At 74.3% G+C, this 14,724-nt stretch carries 13 protein-coding genes; 10 read left to right on the top strand and 3 right to left on the bottom strand.

From position 1 onward, the window contains the following. Window positions 1-61 precede the first annotated feature (61 nt). The 3 genes from RND61_RS10545 (at window position 62) to RND61_RS10535 (ending at window position 3,036) form a co-directional block, all read left to right on the top strand. The gene (locus RND61_RS10545; protein WP_315877591.1) at window positions 62-1,432 is read left to right on the top strand and encodes an aspartate aminotransferase family protein; all 1,371 of its coding nucleotides are present in this window, start codon (window positions 62-64) and stop codon (window positions 1,430-1,432) included. Window positions 1,433-1,557: 125 nt separating this feature from the next. Further along, window positions 1,558-2,271 (top strand): GntR family transcriptional regulator, encoded by a 714-nt coding sequence (locus tag RND61_RS10540; RefSeq protein ID WP_315877590.1) that lies wholly within the window; start codon window positions 1,558-1,560, stop codon window positions 2,269-2,271. A 114-nt stretch (window positions 2,272-2,385) separates the two neighbouring features. Then, window positions 2,386-3,036: a hypothetical protein gene (locus tag RND61_RS10535; protein ID WP_315877589.1), complete on the top strand. Its 651-nt coding sequence runs from the start codon at window positions 2,386-2,388 to the stop codon at window positions 3,034-3,036. Between the two features lie 34 nt (window positions 3,037-3,070). Here the strand turns inward: RND61_RS10535 and RND61_RS10530 are convergent, their stop codons facing one another. After that, window positions 3,071-3,784 (bottom strand): SLATT domain-containing protein, encoded by a 714-nt coding sequence (locus RND61_RS10530; protein WP_315877588.1) that lies wholly within the window; start codon window positions 3,782-3,784, stop codon window positions 3,071-3,073. A 337-nt stretch (window positions 3,785-4,121) separates the two neighbouring features. Between RND61_RS10530 and RND61_RS10525 the strand changes: the two genes are divergently transcribed. From RND61_RS10525 to RND61_RS10495, 7 genes are all read left to right on the top strand, one after another. Next, window positions 4,122-4,457, top strand: a complete 336-nt coding sequence (locus RND61_RS10525; protein WP_315877587.1) for a YbaB/EbfC family nucleoid-associated protein — start codon at window positions 4,122-4,124, stop codon at window positions 4,455-4,457. A 131-nt stretch (window positions 4,458-4,588) separates the two neighbouring features. Then, entirely contained in the window at window positions 4,589-5,188 is a 600-nt protein-coding gene (gene recR, locus RND61_RS10520; protein ID WP_010470411.1) for a recombination mediator RecR, read from the top strand. Beyond that, window positions 5,181-5,840: a DUF5063 domain-containing protein gene (locus RND61_RS10515; RefSeq protein ID WP_315877586.1), complete on the top strand. Its 660-nt coding sequence runs from the start codon at window positions 5,181-5,183 to the stop codon at window positions 5,838-5,840. Before recR ends, RND61_RS10515 begins: the two co-directional genes overlap by 8 nt. A gap of 221 nt (window positions 5,841-6,061) precedes the next feature. Further along, on the top strand, window positions 6,062-7,333 hold the full coding sequence (locus RND61_RS10510; RefSeq protein WP_315877585.1) for an aspartate kinase: 1,272 nt from the start codon (window positions 6,062-6,064) through the stop codon (window positions 7,331-7,333). Between the two features lie 21 nt (window positions 7,334-7,354). Beyond that, on the top strand, window positions 7,355-8,482 hold the full coding sequence (locus RND61_RS10505; protein ID WP_315877584.1) for an aspartate-semialdehyde dehydrogenase: 1,128 nt from the start codon (window positions 7,355-7,357) through the stop codon (window positions 8,480-8,482). A 297-nt stretch (window positions 8,483-8,779) separates the two neighbouring features. After that, the gene (locus tag RND61_RS10500; protein ID WP_315877583.1) at window positions 8,780-9,469 is read left to right on the top strand and encodes a SigE family RNA polymerase sigma factor; all 690 of its coding nucleotides are present in this window, start codon (window positions 8,780-8,782) and stop codon (window positions 9,467-9,469) included. Next, complete coding sequence (locus RND61_RS10495; protein WP_315877582.1) at window positions 9,466-11,223, top strand: hypothetical protein; 1,758 nt, start codon at window positions 9,466-9,468, stop codon at window positions 11,221-11,223. The genes RND61_RS10500 and RND61_RS10495 overlap by 4 nt, the downstream gene beginning before the upstream one ends. A gap of 472 nt (window positions 11,224-11,695) precedes the next feature. Here RND61_RS10495 and RND61_RS10490 read toward each other — a convergent pair whose 3' ends face one another. Together RND61_RS10490 and RND61_RS10485 are read right to left on the bottom strand one after the other, a co-directional pair. Continuing rightward, entirely contained in the window at window positions 11,696-12,463 is a 768-nt protein-coding gene (locus tag RND61_RS10490; protein ID WP_315877581.1) for an SURF1 family protein, read from the bottom strand. A 22-nt stretch (window positions 12,464-12,485) separates the two neighbouring features. Beyond that, window positions 12,486-14,384: a S9 family peptidase gene (locus tag RND61_RS10485; RefSeq protein ID WP_315877580.1), complete on the bottom strand. Its 1,899-nt coding sequence runs from the start codon at window positions 14,382-14,384 to the stop codon at window positions 12,486-12,488. Between the last annotated feature and the right edge of the window lie 340 nt (window positions 14,385-14,724).

Raw genomic sequence — 14,724 nt, 5'->3', positions numbered from 1 at the left:
GCGCCCACCGCCATACAACCTGGCCATGTCCCGGCGCCGCGAGCGCTTTTACCCTCACCCCATGACCGCTCAGACGCCCCACCCGGCACCCGACCCGCGGGTCGGCGCCGCCGTCAAGGCCGCCGACCGCGCGCACGTCTTCCACTCCTGGTCCGCCCAGGCGCTCATCGACCCGCCGGCCGTCGCCGGCGCCGAGGGCGCGTACTTCTGGGACCACGACGGCAACCGCTACCTCGACTTCACCAGCGGCCTCGTCTTCACCAACATCGGCTACCAGCACCCGAAGGTCGTCGCCGCGATCCAGGAGCAGGCGGCCCGGCTCGCCACCTTCGCGCCCGGCTTCGCCGTCGACGTACGGGGGGAGGCGGCGCGGCTCATCGCGGAACGCACCCCCGGCGACCTCGACAAGGTCTTCTTCACCAACGGCGGCGCCGAGGCCGTCGAGAACGCCGTCCGCATGGCCCGGCTGCACACCGGCCGCCACAAGGTGCTCAGCGCCTACCGCTCGTACCACGGCGCCACCTCGACGGCGATCCACCTGACCGGCGACCCGCGCCGCTGGCCCTCCGACACGGGCGCCGCCGGGGTGGTCCACTTCTGGGGGCCGTTCCCCTACCGCTCGCCCTTCCACTCCGAGAACGAGGCGCAGGAGTGCGAGCGGGCCCTCACCCACCTGGAGGACACCCTCGTCTTCGAGGGCCCCGACACGGTCGCGGCGATCGTCCTGGAGACCGTCCCCGGCACCGCCGGGATCATGCCGCCGCCCCCCGGCTACCTGCGGGGCGTACGCGAACTGTGCGACCGGTACGGCATCGTCCTCGTCCTGGACGAGGTCATGGCGGGCTTCGGGCGGACGGGCCGTTGGTTCGCCGCCGAACACCACGACGTGGTGCCCGACCTGCTCACCTTCGCCAAGGGCGTCAACTCCGGGTACGTCCCGCTGGGCGGCGTCGCGATCTCCGCCGAGATCGCCGCGACCTTCGACCGGCGCCCCTACCCGGGCGGCCTCACCTACTCCGGCCACCCGCTGGCCTGCGCCGCCGCCGTCGCGACCATCCGGGTCATGGCGGAGGAGCACGTCGTGGAGGCGGCCGACCGGCTGGGCGCCGAGATCCTCGGGCCGGGCCTGCGCGAGCTCGCCGAACGACACCCGTCGGTGGGCGAGGTGCGGGGCCTGGGCGCCTTCTGGGCGCTGGAGCTCGTACGGAACCGGGAGACGCGCGAACCGCTCGTGCCGTACGGGGCGACGGGCGGGGCCAACGCCCCGATGGCGGCCTTCACCGCCGCCTGCCGGGAGCGCGGGCTGTGGCCCTTCGTCAACATGAACCGCACCCACGTCGTCCCGGCGTGCAACCTCACCGACGCGGAGGCGAAGGAGGGCCTCGCGGCACTCGACGCGGCGCTCTCCGTGGCGGACGAGCACACGGTGTGACCCGGCGTGACCGGCGCGGGCCCGCCGGGTGACCCGCCCGTGCGACCCGCCGCCCGCTCGACCCCTACGGGTGACCCCCTCCGACTGGCTTAAGGTGTCCGAAACCGGACGGAGGGGACCTGCCCATGCCCGTGAGCGGACCTGTGACCCGCAGTACTCTGCGCCAGCAGATCGCGGACGCGCTGCGTGACGAGGTGCTCGCGGGACGTCTCCAGCCGGGCCGGGAGTTCACGGTCAAGCAGATCGCGGAGCAGTACGGCGTGTCCGCGACCCCCGTGCGGGAGGCGCTGGTCGACCTGACGGCGCAGGGACTGCTCGACTCCGACCAGCACAAGGGCTTCCGCGTCCACCAGTTCACCGTCGACGACTACCGGGGCATGATCGAGGCCCGCTCCCTGATCGTCGACGGCATCCTGCGCCACCACACGGGCCGCGGGGCGGGGCGCGCCTGCGTGCCGGGCGAGGCGCTCACCTCCGTGCGGCGGCGGGCCGAGGCGGCCGCGCGGGCCGCGCGCGCCGGCGACCTCGACATCCTGATCGGCTACGACGTGCGGTTCTGGCGGGAGCTGGGCGGGCTCGTCGCCAACCACTACATCGCCGACTTCCTGCACCGGCTGCGCATCCAGGCGTGGGTGTTCGCCGTGCCCTACCTGCGGGGCGACCGGCGGGTGCGGGACTGGCTGTGGAACGGGCACGAGGAACTGGTGGAGGCCGTCGCGGCGGGCTCGGCGCGGCAGGTCGTCGCCGTCCTGCGCGCGTACCGCACCCACTCCCTGAACTGGGCCGACCACCTGGAACGCCTCCCCGCGCCCCGGACGGCCCCGGGGCCCCCCGCGTGAGGGCGGCGCTTCGGCGGTCGCACCGCCGGGTATCACTGTGACCCGGCGCCCCGGTGCGGGACTACCCTGTGCCGACACCGCGGCAGACGCCCCCGATCCGAGAGCGAGTCCACCTTGGCCTGTGACCTGTGGCTGGTCCCCCTGGTCGACGTGCTGTGCCACAGCCCCGACAACCCCTTCGCCGAGGAGATCGCCGCGTACGACCGGGCGTTGACCGAGTCGGGCCTGCCGACCGTGCCCGTCTTCGCGTACATGCCCGGCCTGTCGGGCGACGTGGCGCCGGTCGCCGGGTTCGACTACGACGCCCTGCACTTCCTGCGCCGCGCGTACCTGCTCCAGGTCTGCGGCCTCGCCGTGACCCCCGTCGACGAACTCGGCGGCGACTACGAGCAGTTGCTGGAGATGTTCGAGCCGACCGCCCAGCGCTCCCACCTCGTCTGGCACTACGACCACGCCGGCGCCTACGTGCCGGTGGACTTCCCCGCGCCGCTCTCCACCGAGGAGCTGCTCGCCGGGGGCGGCCCGCTCGGCTCCGCCCAGGGGCTGCTGCGGGAACTGGAGTACGTCGCCCCGGCCATCGGCATCGACCCGGCCAACCCGCCGGCCGCGCCCGAGCCGCCCAGCCACCCGACGTCGCTGGAGGAGCCGGCGGCACCCGTCCCGTACGACGACAACCCCTTCGCCCGCGAGCGGCACGTCTGGCTGGGCCTGCACGCGGCGGCCACCCGGAGCCTGGGCCAGGGCTCAATGATCATCTTCAGTTGAGGGGGGCCCGCCGCCCGGCGGGGCCCGGGGCCGCTCAGCGGGGCTCCGGGGGACGCTGGCGGGGCATGTTCGGACGGGTCGCCGGGGGCAGCGGGAAGCGGCCGCCCGTCCCGGCCGTCGCCCCGGGGCGCGCGGGCGCGGGGCTCAGGGACTGCGTGACCAGCGGCGCCGGGCCCGCCCGGAACTCCACCATCCAGTCCACCGTCTCCGCCCGCACCAGCTCCGACACGTCCTCCGAGAACCGCCGCAGCACCCCCAGGCAGCGCTCCGCCGCCTCGGCGGCCGTGCCCTCCGCGGGGCCCAGCACCTCCCGGACGCTCTCCGACGCCCAGTCGAACTGCAGGGCCAGGAGACGCCGCTGCACCGCCTGCGCCGTCGCCACGTCCCGCATCCAGCCGGACGTCACCCCGAAGTACCGGTCGCACGCCAGGCACGCCGCGCCGAGCAGCAGCGACAGGTAGCCCCAGCCGGCCGCGCCGTCCAGGGCGCCCGTCAGGTCCAGCAGCGGCAGCGCGGCGCCCAGGACGCCGCCCAGCGCCGTACCGGTCCGCAGGACGCGGGCGCCGAGGCGCTTCCACACCCGGTCGACGAGGTACCAGTCGGCGGTCCGCAGGGCGTTCGCCTCGACCCACCGGTACAGCTCGTGCAACCGCTCGGCCGGCTCGCCCCAGTCGCCGAGCGGGAACGTCCGTCCCGTCAGGTCCTCCCCCCGGGCGGGCCCCCCGGGCTGCATCTCCGGCTGGCTCACCGGGGCACTCCTCTGCGCTCTGCGTTACTCTGCGTGACGTACGGTGACGTGGGGTGTGTGAGGTGGTGTGAGGTGGTGTGGGGCCGGCCGGCCGGTCGGCGGGCGCGGGCCGTGGGTGCGGATCGTCGGGTGCGGGTCGTGCGGAGCCCTTCCTACCTCCGAATGGCGGCCCCCGGCGACGGAATCACGCCTTTTCCGCACGGAAGAGGGCCGTGATCAGGTAGGCGGCGCGCCCATCGTTCACCCGAAAGAGCGGATAGGTGTGCGTGGGGCGCGTCGCGCGGGGACCACGTAGGCTCGGCGGTGACCGAAGAATCGTCGACGCGCAGGAGTGACCGTGATCCCCGGTGGTGGCCAGCCCAACATGCAGCAGCTCCTCCAGCAGGCCCAGAAGATGCAGCAGGACCTCGCCCGGGCGCAGGAGGAGCTGGCCCGCACGGAGGTCGACGGCCAGGCGGGCGGCGGCCTGGTGAAGGCCACGGTCACCGGCTCGGGCGAGCTGCGGAGCCTGGTCATCGACCCGAAGGCGGTCGACCCGGAGGACACGGAGACGCTCGCGGACCTGGTCGTCGCGGCCGTGCAGGCGGCGAACGAGAACGCGCAGCAGCTCCAGCAGCAGAAGCTCGGCCCGCTCACCCAGGGGCTGGGCGGCATGCCGGGCCTCCCGTTCTGACCCGGCGGGCCGACCCGGCGGGCGCCGGCCGCTCACCCGGCTGACGCGGCGGGTTCACGCCGAGTCTTCTGCGGCGCACCCCGCAGCAATTACCGTAACCACCAAGACTGCACTCCCGGAGAGGCGTTCCGTTGTACGAAGGCGTGGTCCAGGACCTCATCGACGAATTGGGCAGGCTGCCCGGCGTCGGTCCCAAGAGCGCGCAGCGGATCGCCTTCCACGTCCTCCAGGCGGAGCCGACGGACGTCCGTCGGCTGGCGCACGCGCTGCTGGAGGTGAAGGAGAAGGTCCGGTTCTGCGCGGTCTGCGGGAACGTCGCCCAAGAGGAGCGGTGCGGCATCTGCCGCGACCCGCGCCGGGACGACGCGGTCGTCTGCGTGGTCGAGGAGCCCAAGGACGTCGTCGCCATCGAGCGGACGCGCGAGTTCCGGGGGCGGTACCACGTGCTCGGCGGCGCGATCAGCCCGATCGAGGGCGTGGGCCCCGACGACCTGCGGATCAGGGAACTGCTGGCCCGCCTCGCGGACGGCACGGTCACCGAGCTGATCCTGGCGACCGACCCCAACCTGGAGGGGGAGGCCACCGCGACGTACCTGGCGCGGATGGTCAAGCCCATGGGCCTGAAGGTCACGCGCCTCGCCAGCGGGCTGCCCGTTGGCGGAGACCTGGAATACGCCGACGAGGTCACGCTCGGTCGCGCGTTCGAAGGGAGACGACTCCTCGATGTCTGACGCCACGCTCCACGCCCATGCGCTGGACCCCGACAGCTTCGCGGTCCAGATCGCCGACTCCATCGAGTCCTTCATCGTGGCCACCACGGAGGTGGCCAAGGGGGACGAGCCCGACAGCGCGGTCCCCTTCCTGCTGCTGGAGGTCTCCCAGCTCCTGCTGGCCGGCGGCAGGCTGGGGGCGCACGAGGACTTCGTCCCCGAGGAGCGGTACGAACCGGACACGGGTCCCGACATGGACGTCGACGACCTGCGGGAACGGTTCGCCGCGCTGCTGGACCCGGTGGACGTCTTCTCGGAGGTCTTCGACCCGTACGAGCCGCGCAGGGCGCCGGTGCCGTGCCGGATCTCCGACAGCCTGGCCGACATCGTCATGGACCTGCGGCACGGACTGGCCCACTACCGGGCGGGACGGACGACCGAGGCGCTGTGGTGGTGGCAGTTCTCGTACTTCTCCAACTGGGGGCCCACGGCCTCCGCGACCCTGCGGGCGCTCCAGTCCCTGGTCTCCCACGTCCGGCTGGACCAGCCGCTGGAGGCGCTGGACGGGCTGGACACGGACGAGGACGTGGCGGACGAGGCCCTGGCGGAGGAGGCGGGTCGCGTGATGCTCCAGGAGATCGCCGCCCCGCTGGGCCTCCGCTCCCGCAAGTGACCCGGCTCCGGCCGTCCCGCGCCCGCCCCGGTTCCACCATGTGAGACGGGACACATTCGGCGTGGGCGCGGTGGCGGTGGGCAGGGTCCCCGCGTGACCGGGTGGCGCCCCCGGGCTGATCACGTAATGAGCGGGACATCTCAGGATGTGACATCTCAGGGGCGTTTCCCGGTCGCTCGTTAGACTGAGCCGACCGCAAACGGACCGAGCGAGGAGCGCACGTGGGCCTTGTCGTGCAGAAGTACGGAGGCTCCTCCGTTGCCGATGCTGAGGGCATCAAGCGCGTCGCCAAGCGAATCGTCGAAGCGAAGAAGAACGGCCACCAGGTGGTCGTCGTCGTTTCCGCGATGGGCGACACGACGGACGAGCTGATCGATCTCGCCGAGCAGGTATCCCCGATGCCTGCCGGGCGTGAGTTCGACATGCTGCTGACCGCCGGAGAGCGAATCTCCATGGCCCTGCTGGCCATGGCGATCAAAAACCTGGGCCACGAGGCCCAGTCGTTCACGGGCAGCCAGGCAGGCGTCATCACCGACTCGGTCCACAACAAAGCGCGCATCATCGATGTCACGCCGGGCCGCATCCGCACCGCGCTGGACGAGGGCAACATCGCCATCGTCGCCGGCTTCCAGGGCGTGTCCCAGGACAAGAAGGACATCACCACCCTCGGCCGGGGCGGCTCCGACACGACCGCCGTGGCCCTCGCCGCGGCGCTGGACGCCGAGGTCTGCGAGATCTACACGGACGTCGACGGCGTCTTCACCGCCGACCCGCGGGTCGTGAAGAAGGCCCGGAAGATCGACTGGATCTCCTTCGAGGACATGCTGGAGCTCGCCAGCTCCGGCTCCAAGGTGCTCCTGCACCGCTGCGTCGAGTACGCACGCCGATACAACATCCCGATCCACGTCCGCTCCTCCTTCTCGGGGCTCCAGGGCACGTGGGTCAGCAACGAACCGCGAGGGGACCGCAAGGTGGAGCAGGCCATCATCTCCGGTGTCGCCCACGACACCTCCGAGGCGAAGATCACCGTCGTCGGCGTGCCCGACAAGCCGGGCGAGGCCGCCGCCATCTTCCGCACCATCGCGGACGCCGAGGTCAACATCGACATGGTCGTGCAGAACGTCTCCGCCGCGGCCACCGGCCTGACGGACATCTCCTTCACGCTGCCCAAGACCGAGGGCCGCAAGGCCATCGACGCCCTGGAGAAGCAGAAGGGGTCCATCGGCTTCGAGTCCCTCCGCTACGACGACCAGATCGGCAAGATCTCCCTCGTCGGCGCGGGCATGAAGACCAACCCCGGTGTCACCGCGTCGTTCTTCGAGGCGCTGTCCAACGCCGGGGTGAACATCGAGCTGATCTCCACCTCCGAGATCCGCATCTCGGTCGTCACCCGCGCCGACGACGTCAACGAGGCCGTCCGCGCCGTCCACACCGCCTTCGGCCTGGACAGCGACTCCGCCGAGGCGGTCGTCTACGGCGGAACGGGCCGCTGACGGCCGGGACGCCCTGATCCCGTGACGAGCCGGAAGCCGGCGCTCGCGGTCGTCGGCGCGACCGGGGCCGCCGGCGCCGTCATGCTCCAGATCCTGTCGCAGCACGCCGACGTCTGGGGCGAGATACGCCTGCTCGCCTCCCCGCGCTCGGCCGGCCGCAAGCTGGCCGTGCGCGGGGCGTGGACCGAGGTCCTCGCCCTCGACGAGGACACGCTCCGGGGCGTCGACGTCGCGGTGTTCCTGGTGCCGGAGGAGGTCGCCGCCCGGTGGGCGCCGATCGCCGCCGCGCAGGGCGCCGTCGTCGTCGACGCCTCGCCCGCGTTCCGTACGGACCCGGACGTGCCGCTCGTCGTCCCCGAGGTCAACCCGCACGCCGCCCGGGTCCGCCCGCGCGGCATCGTCGCCGGCCCCGGCTGCACCACGCTCGCGCTGATCGTCGCCGTCGGGGCGCTCCACGCCGAGTTCGGCCTGGAGGGGCTGGTCGTCTCCGCCTACCAGGCCGCGTCCGGCGCGGGGCGGGCCGGGGTCGCCGCGCTGCGCGGCCAGCTCGCGGCCGTCGCCGGTACGGAGCTGGGCGCGGCCCCCGGGGACGTGCGCCGGGCGCTCGGCGAGGACGGGACGGGACCCTTCGCCGCGCCCCTCGCCCTCAACGTCGTGCCCTGGTCCGGCACCCCCCAGGACGGCGGCTGGTCCTCCGAGGAGCTGCGCGTCCGCGCCGAGACCCGCAAGATCCTCGGCCTGCCCGCGCTGCGGGTCGCCGCGACCTGCGTGCGCGTCCCCGTCGTGACCACCCACTCCGTCGCCGTGCACGCCCGCTTCGAGCGGCCCGTGACCGTGGCGCGCGCCCACGAGATCCTCGCCACCTCGCCCGGCGTCGTCCTGTACGACGATCCGGACGCGGGCGACTTCCCCACCCCCGCCGACGTCGTCGGCACCGACCCGACGTGGGTCGGCCGGGTCCGCCGCGACCTCGACGACGAGCGGGCCCTGGAGTTCTTCGCGTGCGGCGACAACCTCCGCAAGGGCGCCGCGCTCAACACCGCCCAGATCGCGGAGTCCGTCGCCGCCGAACTCGCCGCCGGATTCGCCGCTGAACCGGCCCCAGGACCCGCAGTCGGACCGGCCGCCGCCGGCGGGACGCCGTCCTGACCGGGCCGAGCGGCGATACCCGGTGGACGTGGCGCCACACCTTTGTAGGATCTGTGAACGCCCTGTGTGAAAGTCTTCGGCCGGTGCCGCTTGAACTGGGGCGATGGCATGTTCGACGATGCTCCCGCCCCCCTGCCGCAACCGGTGGCCGGCGGAGAGCGTCTCCGCGGTCGCCCCAGGTGCTGCCGCACGAACGGGGCAAACGGGAGAGCGGATACGCATGAGGGCGAACGACGCACCGTCAGTTACGGCGACGTGCGCGTACAACCCTGACGGGGGGCAAGGTGTCCAACAGGCGTGGCAGAGGTACTCGACATCACACCGGCGGCACCACCGCGCGGCGGCGCGGCGGTCCTCCCGCTCCTGCGGCCGCCTCAGCGGCCCCCGCGCGACCGTCGGCGCGGGGGTGGCATGCCGGTGATCGCGCCCATGCCCGCCACGCGCCGCGCCCGCGTGCCGTTCCCGCGTGACGGCGCCGACGAGACGATGACGTCGGGCACCACGGTCGACCATCTCACCGAGACCTACCGCGCCCACTACCGGTCGTTGCTCGGTCTCGCCGCGCTGCTCCTCGACGACACGGCCTCCTGCGAGGACGTCGTGCAGGAGGCGTTCATACGCGTCCACTCCGCCCGCAAGCGGGTCCGGGACCCGGAGAAGACCCTGGCGTACCTCCGCCAGACCGTCGTGAACCTCTCCCGGTCCGCCCTGCGCCGCCGCATACTCGGGCTGAAGCTGCTCTCCAAGCCGATGCCGGACATGGCGAGCGCGGAGGAGGGCGCGTACGACCAGCTGGAACGCGACGCGCTGATCAAGGCGATGCGCGGGCTGCAGCGCCGCCAGCGGGAGGTGCTGGTCCTGCGGTACTTCGCGGACATGACGGAGGCGCAGGTCGCCGAGACCCTGGGCATATCGCTCGGGTCGGTGAAGGCGTACGGCTCCCGCGGCATAGCCGCGCTGCGCGTCTCCATGGGAGCGAAGGCATGAGCGGCCGCGCGGAGAGCCACGAGCACAACGGGCCGGACGGGCCGTCGAACGACCGGACTGGAAACAACGCAGTGAACACCCCCGAAACCCCCGGCACCTCGACCCCCGGCACCCCGACCCCCGGGGACACCCCCTCGGCCCCGGACCCCGCCGAACCCACCCGGTCGCAGGACGCCCCCGCCCGATCCGCCCCCGGCCGGGACGACACGGCCGGGACCCCCGAGGCGACCGAGGCACCCACGACCACCGGCGACGACACGGCCCGCGACGACATCACCGGGGACGACACCGTCCAGGGCCGCACGGCCGGGGACGGCGCCGTCCGGGACGGCACCACCCGGGACGACCTCCCCCAAGACGACATCGTCCGGGGAGACACCCCTCAGAACAGCACCACCCGGGACGGCACCGCCGGGGGCGATGCCCCCCAGGGCGACATCTCCCAGGGCGGCACCGCCGGGGACGGCGCCGTCCGGGAGGGCATCTCTCAGAGCGGCACCGCCGGGGACGGCGCCGTCCGGGACGGCATCTCTCAGAGCGGCACCGCCGGGGGAGGCACCACCCGGGGTAACACCGCCGGGGACGGCGGTTCTCAGGACGGTGATCCCGGGGACGCGACCGGTGGGCTCGGGGGGGTCCTCGACCTCGGGGGCGACGGGCTCGGTGGGGACGAGCTGGCGCTGCGGCGGCTGCTGCACGGGGCCGTGGAGGGGCTGGAGCCGTCCACGGGCGCGCTCGACCACCTCCGGCGGGCCGTGCCCGCGCGGCGGGCACGGAAGCGGCAGGCACTGGTCGGCGCGGCTGCCGCGGTGATCCTGCTCGGCACCGGCGTGCCCGCGTTCGTGCACGTCGCCGCCTCCGACGGCGCCTCCGACGCCAACCCCGTCAACGCCGGACACGGCTCACAGGTCCAGGGCGGCACCGGCGACGAGACCGGCGGCCCCGCCGGCGAGCGGGCCGCCGGCAGCCCCTCCGGCGAGCTGGGTGCCGGCAAGGACAGCACCGACCCGACCCGGACCCCGCCGACCGCCGGTACCAGCGCCTCCGCCGGCGCGGACGGCACACCCGACCTCACGACCTCCGCCCCGGCCGCGCTCCCGGCGTGCGGGGCGGGCCAGCTCGGGGTGAGCGTCGCCGACGCGGGCGCCCCCGGCGGGGACGGCACGGTCTACGGCACGTTCCGCATCACCAACATCTCCTCCGGGGACTGCGCCGTCGACACCGCCGGCACGGTCGGCTTCGCCACGAGCGGCGCGGCCGACCCGGGGCGCATCAGCGTCATCAGGCACACGGGTGGAGGCGCGGCGTCCGGTCTGCCCGACCCGTCCACGGCGGTGGGCAGCCTGGTGCTGAAGCCGTCCGGGGCGTACGAGGTGAGGTTCGCCTGGGTGCCGAGCGAGACCTGCCCGGTCAACGGCGGAGGCGGAGACGGTAACGGCGACAGCGGCGGTAGCGGCAGCGGAGGCGACGGGGGCGACGGGGGCGGCGAAGGCCAACCGCCCGAGCCCACGCCGTCCACCCCCAGCGAGGAACCCCCGCCGGCCACGGGCGACACGGCCACCGGCACGGCGGAGGGCGTCGCGGACACCGGCACGGCGGCGGTCGAACCGCAGCTCAAGCGCGAGGAGGGCGTCGCGGACGGCAGTGTCACCGTGACGCACACCCCCGGCGCGGGCGGCCCCCAGGCGGCGGCCACCATCCCCCACGCCTGCGCCGGCACCATCTACCGCACCGGCCTCCTCCCGGTGCAGTGACCCCGCCACTCCCCGCCCGCACGAGCCGCACGGGCGGGGAATGCAGTGCGCCGCACGAGGCGTACGGGTGGGAGTGGCAGTGCGTGCCGGGCGAGCCGCGCGGGTGGGGAGTGACCCCGCCGGCCCCCGGTCGCACGGGCCGTACGGGCGGCGAGTAGCAGCCCGCCGGGCCCCGGCTGCGCGAGCCGCACGAGCAGGTAGCAGCCAGCTCGTCGCACGGGCCGTACAGGCGGGAGCAGCAGCCTGCTGCACGAGCCGTACAGGTGGGAGCGGCAGACCCGTCGCACGGGCCGTACGGGCGGGAGCGGCAGCCTGCTGGGCGAGCCGCGCGGGTGGGGGGGAGCAGTCTGCCGAGCCCCGGCTGCACGAGCCGCAGGGGTGGGAGCGGCAGACCCGCCGGACGAGCCGCAGGGGTGGGAGCGGCAGCCCGCCGCACCCGCCCGGTGGGGCCGGGGCGGGCGGGGGACCGGTCTCAGCCGACGCCCGGGGCCTCCGGATCGAGGCCCAGGGCACGGTCCCGTTCCGCCTCCGCCTCCCGGCGGAACAGGCGGAACCACATGAACAGGACGAAGCCCGCGAAGGCGAACCACTCGCCCGTGTAGCCGAGGTTCTGGAACGCCTTCAGGTCCAGGCCCGTGCCCACCGCCGCGGTCGCCGGGACGGGGGTCAGGCCGGCGGGGGAGTCCTTGAGCGTCACCCACGCGTCGTAGACGTCGTCCGGCACCAGGTTGACCAGCGACGCCGCGCTGATGATGCCCAACTGGCCCGACGGCAGGCCGCCCGCCGTGTGGGCGCCGCCGCTCCCGGCGTGCTCCGACGCCTGGAGCGCTCCGGTCACGGTCACCTCGCCGGACGGCGGCGCCGGGGCGGCGGCCCCCTTCGGCAACCAGCCCCGCACCACCGGCAGGGCCTTGCCCTCCGGCGTGTGCAGCAGCGTCAGCACGTACGACCCGGTCCTGCCGTCCAGCTCACGGCCGGGGACGAGGAACTGCTTCCCGTACCGGCCGCTCGCCGTCGCCTGGCGGCCCGACGTCTCCTTGTCGACCGGCAGCAGCTCCGTCAGCGGCGCCGCCGCCTCCGCCGCCCGGGCGGCGGGCCGCTGCTCCGCCTCCCGGTGCGAGTCGACGCGGTCCTCGAACCTGCCGAGCTGCCATACCCCCATGAACAGGCAGAACGGGATCGCGAGCAGCACGAAGACGTTGATCCCCCACCAGCGGGGTGTCGTCAGGAACCGGTACACCCCTCCACGGTACGGAACGCGGTCACCTCCCGTCCGGCCGGGGCCCGGCCGCGGCGGGCACGTGTCGCGCGGCGAACTCCAGCTCCTGCCGCAACTGCTTGATCCGCTCCTCCACCACCAGCGAGCCGTGCCCCGCGTCGTACCGGTACACCTCGTGCACCGCGCCGCGCGCCGCGAGCCGCTCCACGTAGTTCTCGACCTGCCGGATCGGGCAGCGCGGGTCGTTGACGCCCGCCGCGATGTACACCGGTGCCCGCACCCGGTCCACGTACGTGATCGGGGACGAGGCGCGGAACCGGTCGGGCACCTCCTCCGGGGAGCCGCCGAACAGGGTCCGGTCCAGCGGACGCAGCGCCTCCATCTGGTCCTGGTAGGCCGCCACGTAGTCCGCGACCGGCACGTCCGCGATGCCCACCGCCCACACGTCCGGTTGCGTCCCCAGCCCCAGCAGCGTCAGGTAGCCGCCCCACGAGCCGCCCGTCAGCACCAGCCGCTCCGGGTCGGCGAGGCCCGACGACACCGCCCACTCGCGGACGGCCGCGACGTCCTCCAGTTCGATCAGCCCCACCCGGTGCCGCAGCGCGTCCGTCCACTCGCGCCCGTACCCGGTGGAGCCGCGGTAGTTCACCCGCACCACCGCGTACCCGTGGTCCACCCACGCGGCGGGCGCCGCCGAGAACGTGTCGCTGTAGTGCCAGGCCGGGCCGCCGTGGAGGTCGAACACGGTCGGCAGCGGGCCCGTCGCCCCCGCCGGGCGCTGCACCAGCGCGTGGACCCGGCCGCCGGGGCCCTCCACCCACACGTCCTCCACCGGCACCGAGGGCGGCGCCTGCGGGCCGGGCGGGTCGAGGACGACCGCGCCGGTCGTCGACCGCACCACGGGCGGCACCGCCGCCGACGACCACAGGTACTCCACCGTTCCGTCCGGGCGGGCCGTCGCGCCCGACACCGAACCGGGCGGCGTGTCCACCCGCGACAGGCGCCGCGACGCGATGTCGTACCGCCACAGCTCGCTGCGCGCCTCGAAGCTGTGGGCGATCAGGAGCCCCGACCCGTCCGGGTACCACTCGGCGCTCACGTCCCCCGGTAGCTCCAGGTCCAGGTCCGTCTCCCGGCCCGACCCGACGTCCCAGATCATCGGCTCCCACCGGCCGCGCCGCTGGTGCCCCACCAGGAGCCGCGGGTCGCCGTCGACCGGGGCGAAGCCCATCACCGCCAGGCCCAGGTCCTTCGTGCCGCCCTTCGTGTCGTCCAGCTCCGCCACCAGCGCGCCGTCCAGCCGCACCACCCGCAGCGCCGCGTGCATCGCGTCGCCGTGCTCGGTGTGCTCGACCGCCACGAGCGTCCCGTCGTGCGACAGGTCCCCCACCCCGGCCGACTCGCGGTGCCGGTAGATCTCCACCGGCTCCCCGCCCGGCCGGACGACGTGGACGGTGGTGCCCTCCTCCTCCGTGGACCGGCCGACGACCGCCGTGCCGTCCCGGCCGAGGGCGAGGCCCGCCGGGTACGAGGGGGCCAGCCCGGGCACCGCCGGCTCGTCCGCGCCGCCCCCGAACGGCTGCCGCATCCACACCCCGAACTCGTCGCCGTCCGTGTCCGCGAACCACCAGATCCACTCGCCGTCCGGCGTCAGCACCCCGTCCGTCGTGCCGTTCGGCCGGTCCGTGACCTGCCGCTGCCGGCCCGTTTCCCGGTCCCAGGCGTACAGCTCGTACGTCCCCGTCGCGTTCGACACGAACAGCGCCCGGTCCGGCGCGTCCAGCGCCCACTCGGGCAGGGAGACCCGCGGCGCGCGGAACCGCTTCTCCCAGTCGGGCAGGGACGACCAGTCGCGGCCCGCGGGCGCGGACGGTTCGGCGGAACGGGGGGAAGCTGCGGGCACGGTCGGGGGCACGTCGGTCGGCTCAGTCATGCCGTCCATCATGCTCCGCCCCGCCGACATCCCGCCGAGCCTGTGGAAAACCCCGGGCCCGGCCGTCCCCGGTCCGCTCGCCGCCCCGCCCCGCCCCGACCTGACGCCGCACGCCCGACGCCGTACGTCCGACGTCCCGACGTGCGGTGTGGCGCGATGTGGCGCGGATCACATCTGAGGGGGGTGGGGCGGCGGGGGGCGCCTGTGTCACGCTTTCCCCACGTTCGCCGTGCCCGGAAACAGCCCGCGAACGCTTCTCCGGCCCTCGCGCCCGTCCTCCGCCGAATCGGCCCCGCCACTCGGTGTCACATTCTCCCGGCTCCGCCGGTCGTACCGGCGTGGCCGCCTG

The sequence above is a fragment of the Streptomyces tamarix genome, assembly GCF_032423885.1.
Taxonomy (GTDB): Bacteria; Actinomycetota; Actinomycetes; order Streptomycetales; family Streptomycetaceae; genus Streptomyces; species Streptomyces tamarix.
This window is presented reverse-complemented; position numbering and strand designations above follow the sequence as displayed.